This is a genomic window from Ferrovibrio sp. MS7, from assembly GCF_038404985.1.
Taxonomy (GTDB): Bacteria; Pseudomonadota; Alphaproteobacteria; order Ferrovibrionales; family Ferrovibrionaceae; genus Ferrovibrio; species Ferrovibrio plantarum.
On record NZ_JBBKBA010000001.1, the window covers coordinates 691867 to 716417 of the forward strand.

Here is a 24551-nt window from a genome sequence, read left to right on the forward strand (position 1 = left end):
CCGTCACCGCTTCGGCCCCAGGCCCAGCAGCAGGCGCGTGACCGGGTTGCTATCGGCGGCGTTACTCAAGCCGTAAGAAATTGCGCCGGCAGTGATCATCACCACCAGGAATTTCAGCGGCCACCAGGCGGCCCAGGAGAGCAGCCACCAGCCGAGCAGGATGATCACGGTCTGATGGAAGATGTAGAAGGCATAGGAATAGCGGCTGAAATCGCCGAGCCAGCGCAGCGGCAGGTTCAATTTCAGCGCCCCCCAGCCCAGCAGCATGAAGAGCCAGCCGACCTCCCCGATCAGCCGCAGCAGGCGCGGCCAGGGTTGCGGCAGAATGATCTGGCGGTCGAGGGCGGCCAGCCAGAGCAAAGTACAGGCGGCAGCCACCAGGGCGGCCTGACGCAGCAGGCCATGGATCGCCTGTTCCAGCCGGGGATGGGCGGCGATCAGCCAGCCGAGCAGTACCAGATAGAAGTAATGCGCGTGGTTGGCCCAGTCGGTGGCCAGATCATGGGTGCTGGGGAAGAGCGGCCGCAGCAGCCATTCCCCCAGCACCACCGGCAGGCCGAGCAGGAAGGGGCGATAGCCCTCGGCAAACCAGGCGGCGAGCTTTTCCCCCCGGCCCTTGTTCAGGGCCGCGATCAGCGGCAAGGCGAGCAGGGAATAGAACAGCAGATAAGCGACGAACCAAAGATGGTGCCAGGAGAAATTCCCCGCCGGATAGCAGCATTGGGTGATATGGGGCAGGAAATCCCAATAGCTGCCGTCGAAATTCAGCGGGCTCTGGCGGTTCGGGATCTGCGGCGAAATCCGCTCGACATAGACTTGCGGCGGCACGATCACCAGCATGCCGAAAGCCAGCGGCAGCAGCAGGCGCTTAAGCCGTTCCATGGCGATCTGGCGCTTCGAGCGTTTCGCCAGGGCATAGGCCAGACTCATGCCGGCGAGCAGGAAAAGTATCGGCATATGCCACTGGTTCAGCGCCCGCACGATGGTATCGGCCACCGCTGTGTATTGCGGGTCCTTGATATGCCACGGCTCGATGTTGAAAAGCCGAGCGGTGTGAAACACCAGCAGCAGCAAAACCGCCAGGCTGCGCAGATTGTCGATATCGAGGCGGCGTTCTGAAGCCGGCGGGGCTGAAGCAGGGGCTGCGTTCGGCGGTTGGGGGACAAGCATGGCTTTTGATATCCGGTTGCGGATTTCTCTCCAGGGTCCGGTATGATAAACTATTGGCGTAGCTTCAAGGTTGGTTTTCGCGGGCGTGGCGAAATAGGTATACGCAAGGGTCTTAAAAACCCTCGCCTCTGGCATACGGGTTCGAGTCCCGTCGTCCGCACCATTCCAGCGGTTATAGGCATATGGCAGATACTTGGCTTTCTGCGCCGATTTGGCGCGAATGGGCGGCATTGACGCGGCTGCAATGGGGCGGGCGTATTGCCTTCCGGGAGGAAGTGGCGCGCGCTGAGCGTATGATGGCTGGCGGCGAGACAAGCATAGCCGAGGCGGATTCGGGCGGTGAGTACACCACGTCATTACTCCGGCATCGCGAGGCGATGGCCGATACAGACCTGTTCTGGACGCTTATTTTCCTACGATCTTTCGCTCTGCTGGAGACACATGCGAAGCTGGTTTCACATATCGTTGAAACCCGGCGATGGGATTTGCTCTCTGGAAAACTGAGCGAGGCAGAGCTTCAGCATGTCAATTCCCGGCGACTCGAGGGCGGGATTGATGCCTGGATGACACAAGTGTTGCGCGGCTGCGGCCAGGACTGGTCCATGGTTTACCAGGGGGTGGCCGGCATGGTGGAGGTCGCCCAGGTGCGGAATGCGATCGCTCACGGGGTTCTGCACTGTACGGAAACCCAGCGCGAGAAGGCCCGGCGCTTGGCCTATGGCTGGCCGTTCGAGGTCGGCGAGCCGCTCCAGATAAGCTTTGGCCTGTTGCATGAGTATCGTGGCCGGATACGTTCCACCTGCCGCATTACCTGTGACGGGATTTACCACATGTATCGTGGCAGCCACCGCAATCCAGTTTGAATATAACGAGGTTACTAAAATATAACGAAGTTACGGCTTTATCCCATCGAGCCAGGTGGTGATGGCCTTCACCACATCGCCATCCATGCCCCAGAAGCCGTGGTAATGTGCTGCTTCGCAGGGGTCGCCCTTAGGTGCCGCGCCACCGCTGATAACCTCGATATCGACGCGCGGCGCATTGATCAGCAAAGCCTTGTAGCGCGGGCCATCGCTCGGCGGGGTGACGGCGCAGGCATCGTCGCGGTGGTGCAGCAGCAATACCGGCACGCGGATCTGGCTCGGGCCGAGCGTGTCGGCAGCCGGAATCTTCTGGCTGATCAGCATGCCCGAGGTGATAACAGCGCTATCGGGCCGCTCCGGCCGGGTGGCGTTGAACAGCGCCGCCACCGAGACGGCGCCGCGGCTGGTGCCGACAGCATGCACCGGCAGGCCGAGTTTCCGCGCTTCCGCCACCACCAGGGCCATGTCGCTGGCGAATTCCGGCTTGTAGCGATAGCCGTTCTGGCCTTTCAGGTCGCTGGCTATATCGGGCGCCAGATAGGCATAGCCGGCAGCGACGTAGGCTTGCCGGCTGCGGATCAACTGGTTGCCGCCAAGCCCGCCGATTTTGCCTTCGGGTGAGAGATCGAGGATGCCGTTGCCGCCGGCGAGCAGGATCACGGTGCCTTTTGCAGCAGCTGCCGGCTGGTCGGCGAGCAGGCGCAGCACGGCGCCGGGGCGCGGGGTAAGGTCGATGACGCGCTCGACGGCCTGGGCTGCCGGTGCCAGCAGCAAAACCGATAACAGTGTTACCAGCTTTATTCCCATTGCAGCCGCGCGATCAGCGCATCGAGATGGTGGTCCAGCAAAGCCGGCGCTTCCTGGCCGAGCGGCTTCAGCCGCCCGGTATGATGCGCGGTGAGCAGCCCGAGCAGATGCGCGAACAGGCTGGCGGTCTCGATCTCGGTCAGGCTGTCGGAAAGCTGGCCCAGTCGGCGCAGGCAGGCGGCGAAGCCTTCCAGGCTCTGGCGCAGGCGGTCGTTCAGCTCGCGGTCGATATCGCGGCCCAATCCCTGGCGGGCCAGGCCAGGGCGGCTGTCGGAGCGGAAAAGGTAGAGCCCGAGCGACACTTCCGCCGGCCTGGCGGCGTAATAGTCGAACCAGGCATGGGCGGCGGCTTTCAGCTTCTCGCCATCCTGGCGCACCTGGGCCAGGCTGCTGAGCACCGCGGCCTCGACATTCTCCAGGGATTCCCGCAGCAAGGCGGCGTAGATTTCTTCCTTGGCCGGAAACAGCGGATAGATCGCGCCAGTGGTGCAGCCGGCGGCGGCGGCGATCTCGCGCATGGTGGCGGCTTCCAGGCCATGCTCGGCAAAAATGCGCTTGGCGGCGTCCAGGATCTGGCGGCGCTTCAGGTCGCGCAATTGCGCGCGGTTCTCGGTCTTCGTGTCCGGGGTGGCCATCAATACCCGATGATCAGCAAGTCCAGCGCCCCCAGGATGGCATCCCGCTCGGCTTTAAGCGAGGCCAAAGGCGGCGCCAGCATGGTTTTCGGCACCGAGGTCGCCTCTTGGGTCACCAGCACATAACGGCTGCCGCCGATGCTGAAAGCCGGGTTCAGCCGCGCCATCGGCTCGCCATAGAGGCGCTCCGGGACCAGCGGGATCACAAGGCGGCTGGCCAGCAGGTCGAGATGGTCGCTCTGTACATCCAGCAGCAGGCGGCCCGGCACGCGCGGCGAGGGCAGCTTGTGGACATCAAATTGCGCCATCAGAGCTGGCGCAGGTCGTCGTTGAACATGCCGTGTTCAGCCACCTTGGCGTTATAGGCCTCGATGGCCTGGCGGTTCTCGGCCAGCCAGGCTTCCGCCTTGGCCTGGCGCACGGCTTCGGCCAGCGCCCGCTCGGCGATCTGCGACACGCTGAGGCCCAGCGCCTTGGCCTCGGCAACCAGGTCGGTCGGCAGCGAGAGATTGGTGGCTTTGCGGCGGGCCGGGATGCGGGGTGGCGCGTTCATGCGCATAGACTATGCGCATAACTCATGCGCGTCGAGCCGGAATTTAGTGAATCTCCCGCGTCGCCCGCAGCTGCGCCACCAGTTCATCGGCGAGCGTCACTGGCAGGCCGCAGGTCTGGCCGACGCAGACATAGGCGGTGGGCAGGTTGCCGATTTGCGTCTTGCCATGGGCCGGGTGGCTTTCCGGCAGCGGCTTGGCCGGATCGGCCACCAGCAGCACGCGGTTCGGCAGCGACAGCGAATAGGCGACATCGATCAGTTTTTCGGTAGCAGGTTCGCCGCGATGACCGAGGATGGTGACCTGCACCGCATGGGCATAGAGGTCGGCGCCATTGAGGAAGCTGGCGAGCGGGAAGAAGTTGCGCGTCGCTTCGCCGGAGAAGGCGCCGAGCTGGGTTTCGCAGGCCTCGCGCCAGGCGACGTCGCCGGTGAGATACCACAGCCGCGCGAAGATCCCGACCAGCAGGCCATTGCCCGACGGCGTGGCGTTATCGGCGATCACGCGGCTGCGCGCCACCAGGGTTTCGGCATCGCGGGCGGTGAGGAAGAAGCCGCCATGCACGGCATCGGCATAATCCGCCTGCAGCGTGCCGAGCCAGCGTTTCGCCTGTTCGAGATAGGCCGGGTTGCCGGTGGCTTCATAGAGCGCCAAGGCCGCCTTGGTCATGGCGGCATAATCGTCGAGCATGCCGGGATAGATCAGTTGGTCCTGGCGCCAGGAATGGCCGAGCCGGTTATCGCCCACCGCCATCGTGGTGGTGACGAAACCCCAGGCGCGTTCCGCCAGGGCCAGCCAGTCGGGCCGCTTGTATTGCCGCGACAGCGCGGCGAGCGACGCAATCATCAGGCCGTTCCAGTCGGCCAGCACCTTGTCGTCCCAACCCGGCTTGATGCGCTGCTCGCGCGCGGCGAAGAGTTTCTCGCGGCAATTTTTCAGCCGTGCTTCGCCGGCTGCATCGAGCAGGTCGGGCTTGAGCGAGCGGCGCAGGATCACCTTGTGCTCCCAGTTGCCCGCATCCTCGACATCGTAATGTTCGTTGAAGAAGGCCGCGTCAGGCCCAAGCAGCGCGTCGATCTCGGCCTTCTGCCAGACGTAGAACTTGCCTTCCTCGCCTTCCGAATCCGCATCCTGGGTGGCAGCAAAACCACCGCCTTCCGCGATCATTTCGCGTTCGAGCCACTGCACCGTTTCCTCGATGCGCTGGCGCAGCAGCGGATCATGGGTCTCGGCCTCGATCAGCGCGAAATGCTCGATGAGCTGCGCATTGTCGTAGAGCATCTTCTCGAAATGCGGTGCCAGCCATTCCGCATCCACGGAATAGCGCGCGAAGCCGCCGCCCAGGTGATCGTAGATGCCGCCCTGCGCCATGCGCACGGCGGTGGTGATCACGGCCGCCGAATAATCCGGCCGCGCGCTGCGCAGGTAAGCGCGCCAGATCGCCTCGAAGATGCCGCTCTGCGGAAATTTCGGCGCGCCGCCCAGGCCGCCCTGCACTGGATCGACATGGCTCAGCAACTGCTCGGCCACCTGATCGAGAATGGCGCCGTCGATGCCGATGCTTTCCATCGCCTGCGGCCGCGCCATCTGGCGCAGGCCCTGCACCAGCATGGTCTTGTTCTTGGCAATGGCATCAGGCTTGGTGTGATAGGCTTCCGAGACGCGGCGCAGCACATCCGGGAAACCGGCACGGCCATAGCGCGGTTCGGGCGGAAAATACGTGCCGCCCCAGAAGGGTTCGGCTTCCGGCGTGAGAAACATGGTGAGCGGCCAGCCGCCATGCTCGCCGAGCAGATGCAGCGCGTTCATGTACAGCGTGTCGATATCCGGCCGTTCCTCGCGGTCGACCTTGATATTGACGTAGAGCTGATTCATCAGCGCGGCGATGTCGGGATTCTCGAAACTCTCATGCGCCATGACATGGCACCAATGGCAGGCGGCATAGCCCACGCTGAGCAGGATCGGCTTGTTCTGCGCCCGCGCCGCCGCCAGCGCCGCCGGACCCCAGGGCTGCCAGTGGACCGGATTGTCCTTATGCTGCTGCAGATAGGGCGAGGCGGCGCGGTCGAGGTTGTTGCGGCTGGCCAGCAGCACCGCATCACTACTCGACAGCGGGTCACCTGACAACGGGGCATCGGTCATGCTAGGTATGCCTCTGTTATGCCTTTGGCCGGGTTGATGTTCTTGCAGCAGAGGAGAGCCGGATGAAGATAACAGTGAACGTGGACTGCACGCCAGAGGAAGCCCGTGCCTTCCTGGGCCTGCCCGATGTGCAGCCGCTGCAGGAGGCGGTGATGGCGCAGATGCAGGAACGGGTGATGAATTCGCTCAATGCCATGGACCCCAACGAGCTGCTCAAGACCTGGGCGCCGCTCGGGTTGCAGAGCATGGAGCAGATCCAGCGTTTCTTCCTGTCACAATTCACCACCGCCACGACGCCCAGCAACGGCAAGAAGTAACCCGCCGGCGACGGCAAGATTTAATAGCGAGTCCAACGGCATGACCCAGCTTCCCGGCGATCCGGCGGCATTTTTCCGCGCCCATATTTTCGTCTGCACCAACGAGCGGCCGGAGAACCATCCGCGTGGTTCCTGCGGCCGCAAGGGCTCGGAAAAGCTGCGCAACTACATGAAGGCGCGGGCCAAGGAGATGGGCCTGGACCTGGCGGACGGGGTGCGGGTGAACAATGCCGGCTGCCTGGAACGCTGCGAGGTCGGCCCCACCGTGGTGATCTATCCCGAAGGCATCTGGTACCGCGCCGAGACTTTCGCCGATATCGACGAAATCCTGGAGGTGCATGTGCGCCAGGGTGGCCGGGTCGCGCGCCTGATGCTGCGGCCGGAAGACGGCCCGGACCACACGGCCAAGAAGAAATAACGCCCCACCATGGCAGGCCCCGGCCCCGCTTCCGGCCCGGCGATGGCCGATACGATCTACGCCCTTTCCAGCGCCCCCGGGCGGGCGGGGGTGGCGGTGGTGCGGCTCTCCGGCCCCGGCGCCGGCCCGGCGCTCGAGGCCCTGGCCGGCAGATTGCCGCCGCCGCGCCAGGCCGCCCGCGCCCTGCTGCGGGGCGCTCCCTCGGATAATGGGGCGGGCGAAATCCTGGACGACGCCCTGGTGCTGTGGTTCCCCGGCCCGGCCAGCTTCACCGGCGAGGATGTCGCCGAGTTCCATATCCATGGCGGCCGCGCCGTGCTGGCGGCTCTGTTCGCTTCCCTCCGCGCCCGGCCTGGCCTGCGGCTGGCCGAGCCCGGCGAATTCAGCCGCCGCGCCTTCGCTAACGCTAAGCTCGACCTCACCCAGGCCGAGGCCATCGCCGACCTGATCGATGCCGAGACCGAAGCCCAGCGCCGCCAGGGCCTGGCCCAGATGCAGGGCGAGTTGGGCCGGCTTTACGAGACTTGGCGCCAGGATCTGCTGCGCGCGCTGGCGCATCTCGAAGCCGATATCGATTTCCCCGAGGAAGACCTGCCCGAAGGCGTCACCGCAGCCGTGGCACCGCAGATGCGCGCGCTGCAGGCCGCGATCGGCGCGCATCTCGCCGACAACCGGCGCGGCGAACGGCTGCGCGACGGCATCGGCGTCGTCATTCTCGGCGCGCCGAATGTCGGCAAGTCGAGCCTGCTGAATGCCCTGGCACGGCGCGAGGCGGCCATCGTCTCCGACATCGCCGGCACCACGCGCGACATCGTCGAAGTGCATCTCGATCTCGGCGGCTATCCGGTGGTGCTGGCCGATACGGCGGGCCTGCGCGAAACCGCCGACCGCATCGAGAGCGAAGGCGTGCGCCGCGCCCTGGCGCGGGCCGAAAGCGCCGACCTGAAACTGCTGGTGATCGACGCGGCCAGCTGGCCCACGCTGCCGCCAGCCACGGCTGCTTTGCTCGATGCCGACACGCTGCTGATCGCCAACAAGATCGATGCCGCGCCGCTGCCCCCAGGCGCCCGCTACCAGGGCCGGCCTGTGCTGCCGCTCTCGGTGGCGACGGGCGCCGGCCTGGATGAGCTGCTCAAATCTCTCGGCGCCGAGATCGCCGCGCGTTACGGACGGCAGCATGGTCAGGGGGGCAATGCCACCCTGACCCGCGCGCGCCACCGCGAGGCGTTGGAACATTGCCATGCGTCGCTGGCGCGCTTCCTGGCCAACAACGGCGATGCCGAACTCGCCGCCGAGGATCTGCGCCTCGCTGCCCGCGCCCTGGGCCGCATCACCGGCAGCGTCGGCGTCGAGGACATCCTCGACATCGTGTTCCGGGATTTCTGCATCGGGAAGTGATACTGCTTGTCAGCCATGGATAGCGACTACCCCCATCTCGATACGGCGCGGCTGAGCCTGCGGGCGTTCAAGCCTGATGACCTGGCTTATCTGCAAAGCTTCGCGCTGCGCCCTGCCTTCTGGCGCTACCTGCCGGGGCCGGAGCCCGTGGCGGAATTGATCGAGGCCTATCTCGAGGCGCGGCTGCAGGCGCAGGCCATGACTGATACCGCCGACTGGCATTTCGCCATCGAGGCCCGCGACACTGGTTTGCTGATCGGCACCGCGCGGCTCAGCATCCAGAGCCGCGAGCATGCCAATGCCTCGCTGGCGGTGTCGCTGGACAGCGACCATTGGCGCCAGGGCTTCGCCAAGGAGGCGCTGGCGGCGCTGGTCGATTTCGGTTTCGACGCGCTGGGCCTGCATCGCCTGAGCGCGCTGATCGATGCCGAGAACAAGGCCGGCATCGCGCTGGCGGAAGCCGGCGGCTTCGCGCGCGAAGGTATCTTGAAGGAAAATCTGCGGCTGCGCGGCCAGTGGCGCGACAGCGCCGTCTATGCTCGGCTTAGTGCCGGCTGATCAGATCTCGAAATCCTTTAACAGCGCGAAGGGCTCGCCGCAGCAAGGGCAGGCCATGTCGCGCAGATTCGACAGCACATTGTTGCCGGCAAGCTGTACATCCTTTTTCAGCCGCAGCATGTCCGCCGCCACCGCCTCATGCAGCGCGGCGCAGGCCGCAGCGGTTTCCGGCAGCAGCAGCGCAGTGCCGCCGATGCCGACAGCCGTGCCGATTGTGGTGCCGGCGGAAGCGGTGAGGAAGGCGCGGCGGGAAAGGCGCATGGGATGGTCTCCGGCGAAAGTTGCCGCAGCATGGCGCCGCGCCGGGCCGCGCCGCAAGGGGCTTTACCGAAGCTTTATATGCGCCTAGCGCAGGCTGACGGCGTCGCCGACGCGGATCGTGCCGCCCGCCACTACCTTGGCATAGAGGCCGCAATCCTGGTGGCCGTATTCACGGTTGAGGATGTCGAGGGTGGGCAGGTTGCGCGCGCCGTTCAGCGGATCGAGCGTGGTGGCGGGGCAGCGGCCGATGATCTCGACTATCTCCAATTCGGCTTCGCCGACACGGATGCGTTTGCCGACCCAGTCCATCTCAGCCCAGGGCGCAACGCCATCGAGCAGCAGGTTGCCGCGCATGCGGCGCTGGTCGAAGGCCATGCCGGCAAAGCTGCCGATGGCATCCAGGCTGGCGCGGTTCTGGATCGAGAGGAATTTCGGCTCGACATCGCTGAAAGAAACCCCGGGCGCTTCCGCGACGGTGAGTTTGCCGCGCGATTCCTGCGGCAGTCTTTTCAGCAGCACATCGCAAAGCGCGGCGCGGCCGGCCTCCGTGGTGAGATCGGCGTCGCGTAGCAGCTCAGCGCCATTCTCGCTCAGGGACACGACATGGCCGTTGTCGGCATAGCGCGCGCGGATCGCGGCAATCGCCGGCGTGCGCGCCCAATTGAGGAAATGCGCCTTCTTCTGCCAGCCGGGCTGCGCCGCGTCATAAGCCGAGGCGCCATGGGCAATGGCGAAGCGGCGGTCGCCGGGCAGGGCGGCGCCGACGCTCAAGTCGGCGGCTTCAAGGCTCTGCTCGTCGAGGCCCTTCACCGGATAGCGGCTGATATGGGCGAGGCGGATGCTGTCGGTCATGGCGAACGGTCCCGGCGGTAGTGGCTGGGCGCGACCATGCCCGCGCTCGCCAATTTTCGTCAATCGGAGATATGTATGGGTGCAAGTAAGAACAAAAGACGAATTAATACTATTTGTTCATTATATGTACCGAAATGGGGTGTGTTTCACGTGAAACAGAGGCAGACAGCTTACTTCACCACGTCGTCACCCCCGCGAAGGCGGGGGTCCCATTTCAGTGTCTGCAAAATGGGATTCCCGCTTGCGCGGGAATGACGCCCTCTAGAGTACATCGTCACCCCCGGGCTTGACCCGGGGGTCTCTTGCAGAACCTTCCCTATGAGATGCCCGGATCAAGTCCGGGCATGACGACATGAGAATGCTGTTTCACGTGAAACACCGATTCCTTTTGACGGGGGATAAAGCGGGGGATAGAACCCGCGCCCATGAGCGAGTCTTATGATGTCATCGTGATCGGCGGCGGCCATGCCGGCTGCGAGGCGGCTGCCGCCTCGGCCCGCCTGGGCGCCCGCACCCTGCTGCTGACCCACAAGCTGGAGACCATCGGCGAGATGTCCTGCAACCCGGCCATTGGCGGCCTGGCGAAGGGGCATCTGGTGCGGGAAATCGACGCTTTGGACGGCGTGATGGGCCGGGCCGCCGACCGCGCCGGCATCCAGTTCCGGCTGCTCAACCGCTCCAAGGGCCCCGCCGTGCGCGGCCCGCGCACCCAGGCCGACCGCAAGCTCTATCGCCAGGCGATGCAGGCGATCCTGGCCGAGCAGCCGAATCTCGAGTGCCGCGCCGCTGCTGTGGAAGACCTCTGCATCGAGGATGGCGAGCTGAAGGGCGTTTTCACGGGACCAGGTTTCACGGGAAAGGGTCAGTTCATCGCCGCGCCTCGGGTGATCCTCACCACCGGGACATTTCTTTCCGGCCTGATCCATATTGGCGAGGAGAAAATCCCCGCCGGCCGGGTAGGGGAGGCGCCGTCGCTGGGCCTGTCCAAGACCCTGGCGCGGCTCGGCTTCCCGCTGGGCCGGCTGAAAACCGGCACGCCGCCGCGCCTCGATGGCCGCACCATCGACTGGTCCGGCCTGGAAATGCAGGCCGCTGACGATCCGCCGGTGCCGTTCAGCTTCCTCACCGATAAGATCACCGTGCCGCAGATCGAATGCGGCATCACCTATACCTCGGAAGCCGGCCACGAGCTGATCCGGGCCAATCTGCACCGGGCGCCGATGTATTCCGGCCAGATCGAGGGCACCGGGCCGCGCTATTGCCCGTCCATCGAGGACAAGGTGGTGCGGTTTCACGAGAAACAGCGCCATCAGATCTTCCTGGAGCCGGAAGGCCTGGACGACCCGACCATCTACCCGAACGGCATTTCCACCTCGCTGCCGCGCGATGTGCAGCTTGGCCTGCTGAAAACCATTCCGGGCCTGGAAAACGCCGTGATGCTGCGGCCGGGCTATGCCATCGAGTATGATTTCGTCGATCCGCGCGAATTGCTGCCCTCGCTCGAGACCAAGCGCCAGAAGGGGCTCTATTTCGCCGGCCAGATCAACGGCACCACCGGTTATGAGGAAGCGGCCGCCCAGGGCCTGATCGCCGGCCTGAACGCGGCCCTGTCTGCTGGTAAAATGGGGGCCGCAGGTGGTGCCCCTGAACCCTTCATCCTCGACCGCGCCGACGCCTATATCGGCGTGCTGGTTGACGACCTGGTGACGCTTGGCACCCGCGAGCCCTACCGCATGTTCACCAGCCGGGCGGAATACCGCCTGTCGCTTCGCGCCGATAATGCCGACCAGCGCCTGACCCCGCTGGGCCTGGCCATCGGCTGCATCGGTGTTTCACGTGAAACGGCCTTCACCGCCAAGGCCGAAGCGCTTTCGGCAGCCCGTCACCTGGTCAACAGCCTGAAAATGACCCCGGCGGCGCTGAACAAGCACGGAATCCCGGTAAACCAGGACGGCCAGCCGCGTTCGGTGCTGCAATTGCTCGGCTATCCCGGCATCGACATGCCGCGCCTGGCCGCTGTCTGGCCGGAATTGGCTGGGCTTTCGCCCCATATCGTCGAGCAGATCGAGATCGATGCCCGCTATGCCGGCTATATGGAGCGCCAGGAGGCCGATATCCTGGCCTTCCGCAAGGATGAAAGCCTCTCCCTGCCGGTGGACCTGGATTACGACGCCATCGGCGGCCTCTCCGCCGAAGTCCGCCTGAAGCTGAAAGCCGCCCGCCCGGCCACGCTCGGCCAGGCCGGTCGCATCTCCGGCGTGACGCCGGCCGCCCTCATCACCCTGCTGGGCCATGTGAAGAAGCGCGCCCGCCGCGTGGCGTAAGGGTTTCAGGGCCGGTTGCGGTCTTTCTCTTAGCCACTTCCTTGTCATTTCCGCGCCAGCCCTTCGGGCCTGTGCGCCCACGAACGCCGTTAGGCGTTCGCGCGCTTACAGGGAATCCCATTTCCAATAAGACAAATGGGACCCCCGCCTGCGCGGGGGTGACGAAAGGGAGAAGGGGGCGGCCGCTCCTGGCTGTTTCACGTGAAACAGCGGTTTCGGCAGCGAAGTCCCGGCCCAGAAACAGCTTTCCTGTTTCACGTGAAACAGCGCCTCTCAATCCGATGTTCGTCACCCCCGGACTTGATCCGGGGGTCTCTCGCCACTTGGCCTGAGATCGCCGGGTCAAGCCCGGCGATGACGTGATCTATAAAGCAGCCCTTGACCCTACCGGCCTTGCCCGCGTCTATATTGCTGCCATGAGCCCCACCCATTTCCAGGCTGCTGAATTCCAGGCCGCCAGCGGCTGTAGCGATGCTGCCCTGGCCCGCCTTGAAATCTATGCCGCCCAGCTCGCCAAATGGCAGAAGGCGATCAACCTGGTGGCGCCGAACACGCTGCCGGATCTGTGGCGCCGGCATTTCCTCGATTCCGCGCAAGTGCTGCCGCTGGCCGAAGGGGCGGGCGGCACCTGGCTCGATCTCGGCTCTGGCGCCGGCTTCCCCGGCCTGGTGGTGGCAGCTTTGGGCCGCGAGAACGTGATCCTGGTGGAAAGCGACACCCGCAAGGCGGTGTTCCTGCGCGAGACGGCGCGGCTGATGGATGTCAGCGTCACGGTGCGCAGTGAGCGTATCGAGGCGGTTCCACGGGAAACATTAGGCAGCGAGATCGGCGTCATCTCGGCCCGCGCGCTGGCGCCACTGGAGCAGCTTTTTGCCTGGGCCGCGCGTTTCGCCGGGCCGGAGACTGTGCTGCTGTTTCCCAAGGGCCGGCAGGCCGAGGATGAATTGACGCTTGCGCTCAAATCCTGGAAGGTATCTTTACAAGAGGCTTTCCCAAGCCAGAGCGACGGCGAGGGCAGGATACTCCGTTTCAGGGGCTTGGTGGCGCGATGAGTACGGAACACGAACATACGCAGGAATATCCGCCCGAACTTACGGCCGGCATCCGTCATGCCCGCGTGCTCGCCATCGCCAACCAGAAGGGCGGCGTGGGTAAGACCACCACCGCCATCAACCTCGCCACCGCTTTGGCCGCCGTCGGCGAGCGCGTGCTGCTGATCGACAGCGACCCGCAGGGCAACGCCTCCACCGGTCTGGGCCTGAGCCATGAGGAGCGCGGCGCCGGCACCTATCAGGTGCTGATGGGCGAGGCGACGCTGGAAGAAGCCGTGCACGAGACCAAGGTGCCGAATCTTTTCATCGTGCCGGCGACCGTCGATCTGTCCGGCGCCGAACTGGAACTGATCGACCTCGACCGCCGCCAGCATCGCCTGGCCGATGCGCTCGACGCCGCTGGTGATGCGCTCGATTACGACCATGTGCTGATCGACTGCCCGCCGTCTTTGACGCTGCTCACCGTCAATGCCATGGCGGCGGCGGATGCAGTGCTGGTGCCGCTGCAATGCGAGTTCTTCGCGCTGGAAGGGCTGAGCCAGTTGCTGCGCACGGTCGAGCGCGTGCGTGGCGCGCTGAACCCGGCGCTGGAAGTGCAGGGCGTGGTGCTGACCATGTTCGACAAGCGCAACAATCTCTCCGAACAGGTCGCCGCCGATGTGCGCGGCTTCCTCGGCGAGAAGGTCTACGACACCGTGATCCCGCGCAATGTCCGCATCTCGGAAGCGCCGAGCTTTGGCGTGCCGGCGCTGATCTATGATTTCCGCTGCCCCGGCAGCACGGCTTACATGAGCCTGGCGCGCGAAGTGATCCGCCGCGAACAGGCCCTGCGTGACGCTGCCTGACGCGGCGCCGGAGTAGAGTATGATAGATGATCCGAAGAAGCGGCCGGCCGATGCGGCAGGGGCCGCCAAGCGTGGCTTAGGGCGTGGCCTCGCCGCGCTGATGGGCGATGGCGGCGCCACCGGCGCGCCGGCAGATGCAGCGCCGCGCGGCGGTTTGCGCGAGCTGCCGATCGAGCAGTTGATGCCGAACCCGTATCAGCCACGCATGATGTTCAATGCCGAGGCGCTGGCCTCGCTCGCCGCCTCGATCCGCGAGCGCGGCGTGCTGCAGCCTTTGGTGGTGCGGCGCTCCACGACCAAGGCCGGCATGTATGAGATCATCGCTGGCGAGCGGCGCTGGCGCGCCTCGCAGATGGCGCAGCTCCATCATGTGCCGGCGGTGGTCAAGGAGATCGACGACCGTCAGGCACTGGAAATCGGCATCATCGAGAATGTGCAGCGCCAGGACCTCAACCCCATGGAAGAGGCGCAGGCCTATCGCCGCCTCACCGATGAATTCGGCTACAGCGCCGAGGCAATCGCCGATGCCATCGGCAAGAGCCGGCCGCATGTCGCCAACACGCTGCGCCTGCTGAAGCTGCCGGAAAGCGTGATCAGACTGATCATCGACGGCAGGCTGACCGCCGGCCAGGCGCGGCCTTTGATTGAGCATCCGCAGGCCGCCGACCTGGCTCTGCAGATCGCGGACGGCAAACTCACCGCGCGCCAGGCCGAGAACATGGCGAAAATCGGCAAGGCGGTCGGTGGTGCTAGTGCCGCGCCGAAGCCGCCGAAGGCCGGCGGCAGTTCGTCGTCGTCTTCGCCCACTACGCCGAAAAAGAAGGATGCCGATACGCTCGCTTTCGAGCGCTCTCTGAGCCAAGCGCTCGGCCTCGTCGTCGAGGTCGAGGTCGGCGATGACAGCGAGAGCGGCCGCTTGATCATCAACTACCGCCGCCTCGAACAGCTCGACGACCTGGCGAAGAAGCTCAGCCGGAGATAATGCTGCGCCGGCGCGAGATCGAGATCGATCCAGCCAAGGGCGAGATCCGCATCTATGACAAGCGGCGCCGGCTGTGGGTCGAGTATGCGGTGATGCGGCTGATGACCTTCACTTCGCTCATCGCATATATCTTCCGTCTGGTCTCGGAAGATTGGATGGCCTTGTTGCCGCCCTACGAACGCCCGCTGCGTTCCCGTGCGCTGCATGGCCATGCGCAATGCCTGCGCCGCCGGCTGCGCGAGGGCGGCCCGGCGCTGGTGCTGTCGCGCACCGGCTTCGAGGACCGCAGCACCGGGCTGGGGCTGATCCCGTGGCAATATGTCGGTGCCTATCGCGGTGAATTGTTCCAGGTTGGGCGGCCGACCTTGTGCCTCTACCGCGACGGCATCATGGCCTGGATCGCTTTGGTGCCGGAAAATGCCTGGATGGCGGAAGCGGTGGAGTTGGATCTCGGCGATATAGAGGATTACGGCCTGCCGATCATCCAGTCGGGCGATGACAGCCTGCCGCTCAGCATGGATGACCTGCTGTGGCTGATTGGCCGCCATGCCCAGGCCGATGGCGTGCCGGATGGCTACCGCCCCAAGCATCTGGCGCTGATCGGCCTCAGCCCCAGGGCATAAGTCCCCGGAGGCAGCTTCTGGCCGGAACCCCGGCCCGGCGAGGAAGCCAGGCCAGAAATTTGGCACGATTTCCACCCCTCCCGGCACCGACTCCGGCGCAGGCAGCGCCAAACAATCGCCATAATACCGCCTATTCCATTGGCATTTGCATGCTGAATGGCGTTATTTTAGGCACAGGCTCGTACCCCTGCCTGCAATGACAGCGTGATTCAGGGGCGAATCGACGCTGAATCCGGTTTTGTTGCATTGCGGCCAAGTGGCACGGTTCTTGTAAACCTGAATCCCGAGGCGCGTACCAGGGTGGGTCGGCCGGTCCGGAAGTTGTGCCGGGCGGCGACCGGCAGGTGGTGCGGGTCACCAAGCAGGAGGTTATCGACAATGCCACGTCTTTCCGTAACGGCGATGCCCGCCGTCCCTCAGACTTACGGCCGCCAGCTCGGCTGGCTGCTGCTGGCGCTCGCCGCCATGTTTGCGCTGCTGCCGTTCCATGCTTTCGCCCAGGCCGCCGCGCCGGCCGCTGCCGAAGCTGCCGCCGCGCCGAAGCTTGATACCGGCGATACCGCCTGGATGCTCACCTCCACCGCCCTGGTGTTGCTGATGACCATCCCCGGCCTGGCGCTGTTCTACGGCGGCATGGTCCGCAAGATGAACGTGCTCACCATCATGATGCAGTCCTTCGCCATCACCTGCCTGGTGACCGTGCTGTGGATGATCATCGGCTACAGCCTGGCCTTCTCGCCGGGCAACGCCATCATCGGCGGCTTCGGCAACCTGTTCCTGTCCGGCATCGCCATCGACAGCGTCAACGATCTGGCCAAGACCATCCCGGAATCGGTGTTCCTCACCTTCCAGCTCACCTTCGCCATCATCACCCCGGCGCTGATCACCGGTGCTTTCGCCGACCGCATGAAGTTCTCGGCGATGCTGTGGTTCATCGGCCTGTGGCTGATCTTCGTCTATGCCCCGGTTGCCCATATGGTGTGGGGCGGCGGTCTGATGGGCGAAATGGGCGTGCTCGACTTCGCTGGCGGCACCGTGGTGCATATCAACGCTGGCATCGCCGGCCTGGTTGCCTGCTTGGTCATCGGCAAGCGCATGGGCCATGGCAAGTCCAGCCACGCGCCGCATAACCTGACGCTGTCGATCATCGGCGCCAGCCTGCTGTGGGTTGGCTGGTTCGGCTTCAACGCCGGTTCCGCCGCCGGTGCCAACGTCAATGCCGGCATGGCCATGCTGGTCACCCAGATCGCCACCGCCGCTGCGGCGCTCGCCTGGATGTTCGCGGAGTGGATTGCCCGCGGCAAGCCCAGCGTGCTCGGCATCATCTCGGGTGCCGTTGCCGGCCTTGTTGCCATCACCCCGGCTGCCGGTTTCGTCGATCCGATGGGCTCGCTCATCATCGGCCTGATCTCCGGCGTGGTCTGCTTCGTCGCCGCCACCAGCATCAAGAACGCGCTGGGCTACGACGACAGCCTTGATGCCTTCGGCGTCCATGGTGTCGGCGGCATCGTCGGCGCGGTGCTCACCGGTGTGTTCGCCAAGGCGGCGATTGCCGGCAAGGACGCCCCGCTGGGCCTGCTGGACGGCAATGGCGGCCAGGTGCTCACCCAGATCTACGGTGTGGTCATCACCATCGTGTTCACCGCGGTTGTGACCCTGATCATCCTCAAGATCGTCGATTGGACCATCGGTCTGCGCGTCGACGAGGCCACCGAACGTGACGGCCTCGATCTCAACTTGCACGGCGAGACGGTGCAATAAGACGCGCACACTTGCAGCCCGGACCGACACACCCACCCGTCGGCCCGGGCTGCATCTTTTTCGCTTCCCCATGCGCGGTTTTTTACTTTCCGCCCTCAGGCCAATCCCCTACTCTGGTCGCCAGCAAATAGATTTCGGGGGATAAGCGATGCCCGCTTTCGATGAAATGACCGACGCCAGTGGCGCGGTCCGCATCCCCTACCAAGGCTATTCCCGGTGGCTCAAGAACGTGCCCGCCGATGTGCCGGCGAAGCGCCGCCACGAAGCCGACACGCTGTTCCGCCGCCTCGGCATCACCTTCGCGGTCTATGGCGAAGGCGGCGATACCGAACGCCTGATCCCCTTCGATATCGTGCCGCGCATCCTGGCTGCTTCCGAATGGGCGCGGCTGAAGCGCGGGCTTGAGCAGCGCGTCAAGGCGCTGAACGCCTTCCTGCACGATATCTACCATGAGCAGGAGATCATCCGGGCGGGCAAAATTCCGGCCGACCTGATCCTCGGCAACGAGCAGTTCACCGGTGCCATGGCCGGCTTCCGCGTGCCGCATGGCATCTACACCCATATCGCCGGCATCGATGTGGTGCGCACCGGCGAAAACGATTTCTTCGTGCTGGAAGACAATGCCCGCACGCCCAGCGGCGTCAGCTACATGCTGGAAAACCGCGAGGCGATGATGCGCCTCTTCCCCGATCTTTTCGCCCAGGTGCGCGTTGCACCGGTGGGCCATTACGCCGATGCGCTGCTGCAAACCCTGCGCGAATGCGCGCCGCCGAACTGCAATGACGAACCCACCGTCGCGCTGCTCACGCCCGGCGTCTACAATTCAGCCTATTTCGAGCATGTCTTCCTCGCCGAGCAGATGGGCATCGAGCTGGTGGAAGGCTCGGATCTCGTGGTCAAGGACGGCATCGTCTACATGCGCATGGTCGGTGGCCTCAAGCGCGTCGACGTGCTTTACCGCCGCCTCGATGATTCCTTCCTCGATCCCCAGGCCTTCCGCAAGGATTCGATGATCGGCGTGCCGGGCCTGTTCGCCGCCTACAAGGCCGGCAACATCACCGTCACCAACGCGGTCGGCACCGGCGTCGCCGACGACAAGTCGGTCTATCCCTATGTGCCGGACATGGTGCGCTTTTACTTGGGCGAAGAACCGACTTTGGCCAATGTGCCGACCCATATCCTGCGCCGGCCGGATGACCTGAAATACACGCTCGAGCATCTCGACGAGCTGGTGGTGAAGGAAGTGCATGGCTCCGGCGGCTACGGCATGCTGGTCGGCCCGCGCGCCACCAAGGCCGAGATCGAGGCCTTCCGCGCCAAGATCATCGCCAAGCCTGAAGCCTATATCGCGCAGCCGACCCTGGCGCTCTCCACCTGCCCGACTTTCGTCGAAAGCGGCCTGGCGCCGCGCCATGTCGATCTGCGGCCCTTCGTGCTGTCGGGCAACACCACGCGCATCGTGCCGGGCGGGCTGACCCGCGTCGCCTTGCGCGAAGGCTCGCTGGTGGTGAATTCCAGCCAGGGCGGCGGCACCAAGGATACCTGGGTGCTGGAACCGCTGCCCGGCGAGGTGATGCCCGAGGAACCGGGCCCGTCGCAATCACAGTCGCAGACAGCGGGGGCTTGAGCCATGCTGAGCCGCGCCGCCGACAATCTCTACTGGATGATGCGCTACGTCGAGCGCGCCGAGAACATGGCGCGCCTGCTCGATGTGACACACCGCATGTCGCTGATGGGTGCCGATACCGGCATGAACCAGTGGGATGCGGCGCTGATCATCGCCGGCGCCGACAAGCCCTTTGCGCTGCGCGGCGGCACCGCCACGCCGCGCGCGGTGATCGACTTCCTGGCCTTCGCGCCGGACAACCCCTCCTCCATCGCCGCCTGCCTCAAGGGCGCGCGCGAGAATGCCCGCGCCATGCGGGCGCAGATCACCAACGAAGCCTGGGAAAGCATCAACGCCGCCTGGCTGGAAATGCGCACGCTGACGCTCGACAAGGTGGAGGCCGACGGCCTGCGTGGCTTCTTCGACTGGGTGCGCGACCGCTCGCATCTCTTCCGTGGCGTCGCCGAAGGCACCATGCAGCGCGGCGATGCGTATCGTTTCATGCGCTTGGGCACGCTGATTGAGCGCGCGGATTCGACGGCGCGTATTCTCGATGTGAAATACCACATCCTGCTGCCCAGCCCGCGCGATGTCGGCGGCGCGGTGGATTACTATCAGTGGGGCGCCCTGCTGCGCTCGGTATCGTCCTTCCGCATCTACCGCCAGATCTACCGCGACAGCATCACGCCGTTGCGCGTCGCCGAATTGCTGATCCTGCGCGACGACATGCCGCGCAGCCTGCATAACTGCTTCTCAGAAATCGTCGAGATCATGCAGCATCTGCGCGTGCATTACCGGCGCGACTACGAATCCGTGCGGCTGGCCGAACGCCTGCTGATGAAGCTGCGCTATGGCACGATTGATGAAATCGTCGCCAAGGGCCTGCACGAATATCTCACCGAGGCAATCGACCAGAATATCGAACTCGGCAGCATGATCGCCCAGGATTTCATGCACACGGCGTGAGCTTGAAGCGTCGGTTCAGGCAATAAACAAAACCGCCGCTCCAACGAGCGGCGGTTTTGTTTATCTGCCGGGATGCGGCGCCGGATCAGAATTCCTTCCAATCATCGTCATCGTCGCGCTTGGCTGGCGTGGCGCCGGCGGGTGCCGGGCGCAGCAGCTTTTGCGGTGCCGGTGTGGCTGCCGCCGGCTTGGGCGCTGCCGGCTTGGGTGCGGCGGCAGTCGGCTTTGTTGCCGCAGGCTTGGCGGCAACCGGCTTGGCTGCAGCCGGCTTGGCCGCAGCCGGGGCCGGCTTCGGTGCGGCGCGCGGCGCCTCGCGGGTCGTCGCCATCTCCATGCCGGCGAAATGACGCGCCACCTGGGCCTTGGCGCTATCTTCCGCGAAGTAGCGCACCGCCACCATGTTGTCTTCCAGCCGCACCACGGTTGCCTCGGCGCTGAAATTCATGCCGACGCTTTGCAGCGCTGCCTTGAGCGACAGCCTGGTGCCCAGTGCCGGTGTCGGTTCCACCGGGCCGAACAGCATGCCGAACTGGCTCCAGTTGCGCGCCCGGTAGCTGCGGCCGCCGGTCTCGATGACATCGCTCGGGCCGAGATCGAAGCGGCTGTCGCGGCGACGTTCGGACAGCGCGGCGCCGCCGCGGTCGAAGAAGCCGACCAGGTCGGCCAGTTCGTTGGCCTGGAAGGCCAGGTTCTGCGTCGCGGCGCTGGTCTCTTCCACCAGGGCACCGTTGCGCTGGGTCATCTCGTCCATGTTCAGGATCGCGGTGTTGAGTTCCTGCATGGCGCGGGCCTGCTCGCCGCTGGCCGCGGCGATTTCCGCCACCAGGTCGGAGGCCTGCTTGATGGCGCCGACGATTTCCTCCAGCGCCTTGCCGGTCTGGCCCACCAGGTCGACGCCGGTTTTCACCTGGGCGTTGGAATTCTGGATCAGCGCCTTGATGTCCTTGGAAGCGCCCGCCGAGCGCTGCGCTAGGCTGCGCACTTCCTGCGCCACCACGGCGAAACCCTTGCCGGCCTCGCCAGCGCGGGCCGCTTCCACGGAAGCGTTCAGCGCCAGCAGGTTGGTCTGGAAGGCGATCTCGTCGATCAGGGTCATGATCTCGGCGATGCGCTGGGCGCCGCTTTCGATCTCGCCCATCGCCTTCATGGCGCTGCTCACCACCACACCGCCCTTGGCGGCAATGTCGCGGGCGGCGGCGGCGCGATGATCGGCGGCCTGGGCATTCTCGGCGGTCTGGCGCACCGTCTCGGTCACCTGCTGCATCGCGGCGGCCGATTGCTCCAGCGTTGCCGCCTGGCTTTCGGTGCGCTGCGCCAGGTCCTGGGTGCCGGTGGCGATTTCGCCGGCTGAGTTGTTCACGTTGCCGGCGGCAATACCGATCTTGCCGGTGATGTCGTTCAGCTTGTCGATGGTGGCGTTGCAGTTTTCCTGCAGCCGCTTGAGCTGGCCGTCATACTGGCCGGTCATGCGCTGGCTGAGGCGACCATGGGCGAGCGCATCCATCACGCCGTCGATGTCGTTCACGGCGCGGGCCATGGTATCCACCATGCCGTTCACGCCGCCGGCAATGTCGCGCATGAAGCCGGTCTTGCCGTCGAGATTGACGCGCTGGCTGAAATCACCCTGCTGCGCCGCCTGCACCAAGCCAGCCACTTCATGCTGCACCATCAGCAGTTCAGTCACGTTCTTCCATTCCACGGCGGCACCAAGCCGCTTGCCAGTGGCATCGAAGACCGGCACCGCGGTCAGTTCAAACGACAGGCCGCCGAGCTTGAGATTGCCGGCCAGCGGCGCGGCGAGCGTGCCGAGCTGGCGCTGCTGCAAGGCTGGATCGCGCAGCAACGTATCGATTGGCGCGCCCAGCAGAGCGGCGGCATCGAAGCCCGGAATCTCGCGGCGGATCGCTGCGGCTGCCTCGCCGAACACGCGCATCGCGGCATTGTTGAGGAAGACCAGCCTGCCCTGCTCGTCGGCCAGGATCACCGGGTTGGTCAGGCTGTTCAACGTCTCCTTGGTCTGCAGCCCGGTGACGATACGGTCGCGCACCGTCAGCACTTCGCGCAAGGCGGCGCCGATTTCATCGCTGCGCTCGGCGCCCTTGGTGTCGATATCCACCTTGCCGGCGGAAAGTTCGCTCATGGCATTGGCCAGGCGCAGGATCGGGCGGGCGAAGGCATTGCCATAGGGCTGGCCGATCACCAGCGCGCCAAGCAGCGCCAGGGCCAGCACGATCAGCATTTCAAACTCGACCTCATAGAGCGTATCAAAGGCCTGCTTGGTCGGCACCCGCACCAGGATCGACCAGCCGAGGCCGGGATAGCCATAGGCGCCGCTGGAATGGAAGTAGCCGACTACCTGCGCAACGCCGGTACGGAGATGCTTGCCTTCCATGCCGCCATTGCGGCCGGCCACGGCCTCGCGTGCCGCCACAAGACCGCCCTCGGCCAGATTCAGCTTGCCGATGACATTGAAGTCGCGCTTGTACTTGTGGTTCTGCAGCAGGGCGGGGTCGTAATCCACCAATATGGTGCCCTTGGGGTCCAGAATGGTGATCGAGGTATTGTCGTTGCCGGCGATTTCGAATTGCTTATGCGCCGCTTCCGCGATGTCTTCCACCAGCGCCATGTCAGCGAAATTCGCCCATACCGCCACGGTCTTGCCGTCGGTATCCTGCACCGGGGCGGCGAAGATCATGGCGTAATCATCGCCAGCATAAAGCGTGCTGAGTTCCGGATGGCGGGTGGGCTGTTCCACCACGCTGCCGGTGAAGCCATCCTTGCCGACCAGGAACTTGCCGGCCAGGGCATCGCGCAGCCAGGCGGCATTGGCGTAGTTGCCCTGGTAGAGCGCCGCGGTGTTGAGCGGCTTGCCGGCGGCATCCTTGCTGTTCACCGCCAGCACCTTGCCATCCGGCGATACCAGCAGCATCAGCTTATAGACGCCGTAATTCGCCATGTAGCGGTCCATGGCCTGCACCAGCGGGTTCTTCTCGCCGGGCTGGCCCCAGTTGGCCGGGTCCATGGCGGCGGTGTTGTAGCCGAAGGCCTGCACGTCGCCATAGCGTTCGAACAGGTTGCGGTCGATCACGTCGGAGACATTTACCGCCATGGCAGCGAATTCATTCACCGCGTCCTGGCGGAACTTGCCGAACTGGTAGTAGATGACGCCCGACAGCACCAGCATCGGCACCACCGCGAAAGCTACCAGGGCGGCAACGATCTTGCCGCGTATACCAAGTTTAACCGTCATCATACCGCTCCATCAGAATCTCTGCCCTGGCCAGGGCAGAGGGCCAGATTTTCCCGGCCAAGCTTGGTGAATCGCAACCGCCGATATACTCGACGCTTCTCGCGATAGGACCAGTTACTTTGGGGTAAGAGTTTGGTTTGTGAGCAAAAAATAACGATACTGGGCGCATGGCCGGAGACGGCGGCGCCGAAAAAGGTATAATCACTCGTTGTATACATCCAAACGGGCATTTCTGTCATGACCTATTGTGTTGGGCTCAACCTGCGCGACGGAATCGTGATGCTGGCCGACAGCCGCACCAATGCCGGCGTCGACAGCATCGCCACCTTCGGCAAGATGCATGTATGGCAGAAGCCGGGCGACCGCGTGCTGGCGCTCTGCACCGCCGGCAACCTGTCGCTCAGCCAGTCGGTGGTGTCGCTGCTCAACGACGGTTTCACCGACGCGGAAGGCAAGCAGCATGATCTGATGCAGGCCGGCCGCATGTTCGAGGCCGCCGGCATGGTCGGCGCCGCGATCCGCGAAGTGGCGCGGCGCGATGGCGAGGGGCTGAAGCAGGAAGGCATCGAGCCGAACCTGACCATGCTGCTCGGTGGCCAGATCAAGGGCCGCCCGACCCAGCTCTACATGCTCTACTATGCCGGCAATTTCATCCGCGCCACCGAGGACACGCCGTTCCTGCAGATCGGCGAGGCGAAATACGGCAAGCCGATCCTCGACCGCGTCATCCGTCCGGACACGCCGCTGATCGAGGCAGCGAAATGCGCCCTGATCTCGATGGATTCGACGCTGCGCTCGAATATCTCGGTCGGCCTGCCGCTGGATCTGCTGATCCTGCGCAAGGATGATTTCAAGCCCGCCCTGCGCCGCCGCATCGATGCCGACGATCCCTATTTCAACGATATCCGCCGCCGCTGGGGCGAAGGCCTGCGCTCGGTCTTCGCCACCACGCCCGACCCGGATTGGGGCCTCTAAGCGTGCGAGCCTCCAGTGGAGGCTCGTGGGCGCAGAGGCCCGAAGGGCAGCGCGCAAAATCCCGCATCAAAATGGTCTCGTCATGCCCGCACTTGATGCGGGCATCTCATGCCATGCGGACTGAGATCGCCGGGTCAAGCCCGGCGATGACGAGTAATATAAAACGATAAGTGCGTCATGCCGGCTTTCGCGGGA

The 24551-nt window shown here is 64.9% G+C and carries 23 protein-coding genes and 1 tRNA gene; 15 read left to right on the forward strand and 9 right to left on the reverse strand.

Translation table 11 applies throughout. The features are described 5' to 3' along the window. Positions 1 to 3 precede the first annotated feature (3 nt). Entirely contained in the window at positions 4 to 1170 is a 1167-nt protein-coding gene (locus V6B08_RS03195; RefSeq protein WP_341978041.1) for an acyltransferase family protein, read from the reverse strand. Positions 1171 to 1249: 79 nt separating this feature from the next. On the opposite strand from V6B08_RS03195, the gene V6B08_RS03200 reads away from it, so the two are divergent. Continuing rightward, a tRNA-Leu gene (locus V6B08_RS03200) sits at positions 1250 to 1333 on the forward strand. A gap of 19 nt (positions 1334 to 1352) precedes the next feature. After that, positions 1353 to 2033 (forward strand): hypothetical protein, encoded by a 681-nt coding sequence (locus V6B08_RS03205; protein WP_341978043.1) that lies wholly within the window; start codon positions 1353 to 1355, stop codon positions 2031 to 2033. A 30-nt stretch (positions 2034 to 2063) separates the two neighbouring features. On the opposite strand, the gene V6B08_RS03210 is transcribed toward V6B08_RS03205, so the two are convergent. The 5 genes from V6B08_RS03210 to V6B08_RS03230 are packed head-to-tail and all read right to left on the reverse strand — an operon-like array spanning position 2064 to position 6168. Next, positions 2064 to 2840 carry an alpha/beta hydrolase gene (locus tag V6B08_RS03210; protein WP_341978045.1) on the reverse strand — a complete coding sequence of 259 codons (777 nt, stop codon included), beginning with the start codon at positions 2838 to 2840 and terminating at the stop codon, positions 2064 to 2066. Beyond that, the gene (locus tag V6B08_RS03215; protein WP_341978047.1) at positions 2831 to 3475 is read right to left on the reverse strand and encodes a TetR/AcrR family transcriptional regulator; all 645 of its coding nucleotides are present in this window, start codon (positions 3473 to 3475) and stop codon (positions 2831 to 2833) included. Before V6B08_RS03215 ends, V6B08_RS03210 begins: the two co-directional genes overlap by 10 nt. Next, entirely contained in the window at positions 3475 to 3783 is a 309-nt protein-coding gene (locus V6B08_RS03220; RefSeq protein WP_341978049.1) for a CcdB family protein, read from the reverse strand. The genes V6B08_RS03215 and V6B08_RS03220 overlap by 1 nt, the downstream gene beginning before the upstream one ends. Next, on the reverse strand, positions 3783 to 4028 hold the full coding sequence (locus tag V6B08_RS03225) for a type II toxin-antitoxin system CcdA family antitoxin (protein ID WP_341978051.1): 246 nt from the start codon (positions 4026 to 4028) through the stop codon (positions 3783 to 3785). Before V6B08_RS03225 ends, V6B08_RS03220 begins: the two co-directional genes overlap by 1 nt. A 43-nt stretch (positions 4029 to 4071) precedes the next feature. Further along, positions 4072 to 6168 (reverse strand): thioredoxin domain-containing protein, encoded by a 2097-nt coding sequence (locus V6B08_RS03230; protein WP_341978053.1) that lies wholly within the window; start codon positions 6166 to 6168, stop codon positions 4072 to 4074. A gap of 62 nt (positions 6169 to 6230) precedes the next feature. Here V6B08_RS03230 and V6B08_RS03235 point away from each other — a divergent pair, with 62 nt between their 5' ends. Genes V6B08_RS03235 through V6B08_RS03250 form a run of 4 tightly spaced genes read left to right on the forward strand, consistent with a single transcriptional unit; the run spans position 6231 to position 8859 of the window. Beyond that, on the forward strand, positions 6231 to 6485 hold the full coding sequence (locus tag V6B08_RS03235) for a DUF6489 family protein (protein ID WP_341978055.1): 255 nt from the start codon (positions 6231 to 6233) through the stop codon (positions 6483 to 6485). A 40-nt stretch (positions 6486 to 6525) separates the two neighbouring features. Next, on the forward strand, positions 6526 to 6903 hold the full coding sequence (locus V6B08_RS03240; RefSeq protein ID WP_341978057.1) for a (2Fe-2S) ferredoxin domain-containing protein: 378 nt from the start codon (positions 6526 to 6528) through the stop codon (positions 6901 to 6903). A gap of 42 nt (positions 6904 to 6945) precedes the next feature. Then, positions 6946 to 8301 carry a tRNA uridine-5-carboxymethylaminomethyl(34) synthesis GTPase MnmE gene (gene mnmE / locus V6B08_RS03245; RefSeq protein ID WP_341981569.1) on the forward strand — a complete coding sequence of 452 codons (1356 nt, stop codon included), beginning with the start codon at positions 6946 to 6948 and terminating at the stop codon, positions 8299 to 8301. A gap of 15 nt (positions 8302 to 8316) precedes the next feature. Continuing rightward, on the forward strand, positions 8317 to 8859 hold the full coding sequence (locus V6B08_RS03250; RefSeq protein ID WP_341978059.1) for a GNAT family N-acetyltransferase: 543 nt from the start codon (positions 8317 to 8319) through the stop codon (positions 8857 to 8859). On the opposite strand, the gene V6B08_RS03255 is transcribed toward V6B08_RS03250, so the two are convergent. Then, complete coding sequence (locus tag V6B08_RS03255; protein ID WP_341978061.1) at positions 8860 to 9120, reverse strand: hypothetical protein; 261 nt, start codon at positions 9118 to 9120, stop codon at positions 8860 to 8862. An 84-nt stretch (positions 9121 to 9204) separates the two neighbouring features. Next, positions 9205 to 9972: an MOSC domain-containing protein gene (locus V6B08_RS03260; protein WP_341978063.1), complete on the reverse strand. Its 768-nt coding sequence runs from the start codon at positions 9970 to 9972 to the stop codon at positions 9205 to 9207. A gap of 425 nt (positions 9973 to 10397) precedes the next feature. Between V6B08_RS03260 and mnmG the strand changes: the two genes are divergently transcribed. The 8 genes from mnmG (at position 10398) to V6B08_RS03300 (ending at position 20131) form a co-directional block, all read left to right on the forward strand. Continuing rightward, positions 10398 to 12296, forward strand: coding sequence for a tRNA uridine-5-carboxymethylaminomethyl(34) synthesis enzyme MnmG (mnmG, locus tag V6B08_RS03265; RefSeq protein ID WP_341978065.1), 1899 nt, complete (start codon positions 10398 to 10400; stop codon positions 12294 to 12296). Between the two features lie 359 nt (positions 12297 to 12655). Continuing rightward, positions 12656 to 13348, forward strand: a complete 693-nt coding sequence (gene rsmG, locus V6B08_RS03270; protein ID WP_341978067.1) for a 16S rRNA (guanine(527)-N(7))-methyltransferase RsmG — start codon at positions 12656 to 12658, stop codon at positions 13346 to 13348. Continuing rightward, positions 13345 to 14193 (forward strand): ParA family protein, encoded by an 849-nt coding sequence (locus V6B08_RS03275; RefSeq protein WP_341978069.1) that lies wholly within the window; start codon positions 13345 to 13347, stop codon positions 14191 to 14193. Before rsmG ends, V6B08_RS03275 begins: the two co-directional genes overlap by 4 nt. 19 nt (positions 14194 to 14212) lie before the next feature. Beyond that, the gene (locus V6B08_RS03280; protein ID WP_341978072.1) at positions 14213 to 15175 is read left to right on the forward strand and encodes a ParB/RepB/Spo0J family partition protein; all 963 of its coding nucleotides are present in this window, start codon (positions 14213 to 14215) and stop codon (positions 15173 to 15175) included. Next, positions 15175 to 15798 (forward strand): hypothetical protein, encoded by a 624-nt coding sequence (locus V6B08_RS03285; RefSeq protein ID WP_341978074.1) that lies wholly within the window; start codon positions 15175 to 15177, stop codon positions 15796 to 15798. Before V6B08_RS03280 ends, V6B08_RS03285 begins: the two co-directional genes overlap by 1 nt. A gap of 378 nt (positions 15799 to 16176) precedes the next feature. Beyond that, a complete protein-coding gene (locus V6B08_RS03290) occupies positions 16177 to 17559 on the forward strand; it encodes an ammonium transporter (RefSeq protein WP_440588791.1) in 1383 nt (460 codons plus the stop codon). A 148-nt stretch (positions 17560 to 17707) separates the two neighbouring features. Beyond that, positions 17708 to 19186 (forward strand): circularly permuted type 2 ATP-grasp protein, encoded by a 1479-nt coding sequence (locus V6B08_RS03295; protein WP_341978076.1) that lies wholly within the window; start codon positions 17708 to 17710, stop codon positions 19184 to 19186. A 3-nt stretch (positions 19187 to 19189) separates the two neighbouring features. Continuing rightward, entirely contained in the window at positions 19190 to 20131 is a 942-nt protein-coding gene (locus V6B08_RS03300; protein WP_341978078.1) for an alpha-E domain-containing protein, read from the forward strand. Between the two features lie 85 nt (positions 20132 to 20216). On the opposite strand, the gene V6B08_RS03305 is transcribed toward V6B08_RS03300, so the two are convergent. Beyond that, complete coding sequence (locus tag V6B08_RS03305) at positions 20217 to 23381, reverse strand: methyl-accepting chemotaxis protein (protein ID WP_341978080.1); 3165 nt, start codon at positions 23379 to 23381, stop codon at positions 20217 to 20219. Positions 23382 to 23618: 237 nt separating this feature from the next. Here V6B08_RS03305 and V6B08_RS03310 point away from each other — a divergent pair, with 237 nt between their 5' ends. Beyond that, positions 23619 to 24356 (forward strand): proteasome-type protease, encoded by a 738-nt coding sequence (locus V6B08_RS03310; RefSeq protein ID WP_341978082.1) that lies wholly within the window; start codon positions 23619 to 23621, stop codon positions 24354 to 24356. Positions 24357 to 24551 lie beyond the last annotated feature (195 nt).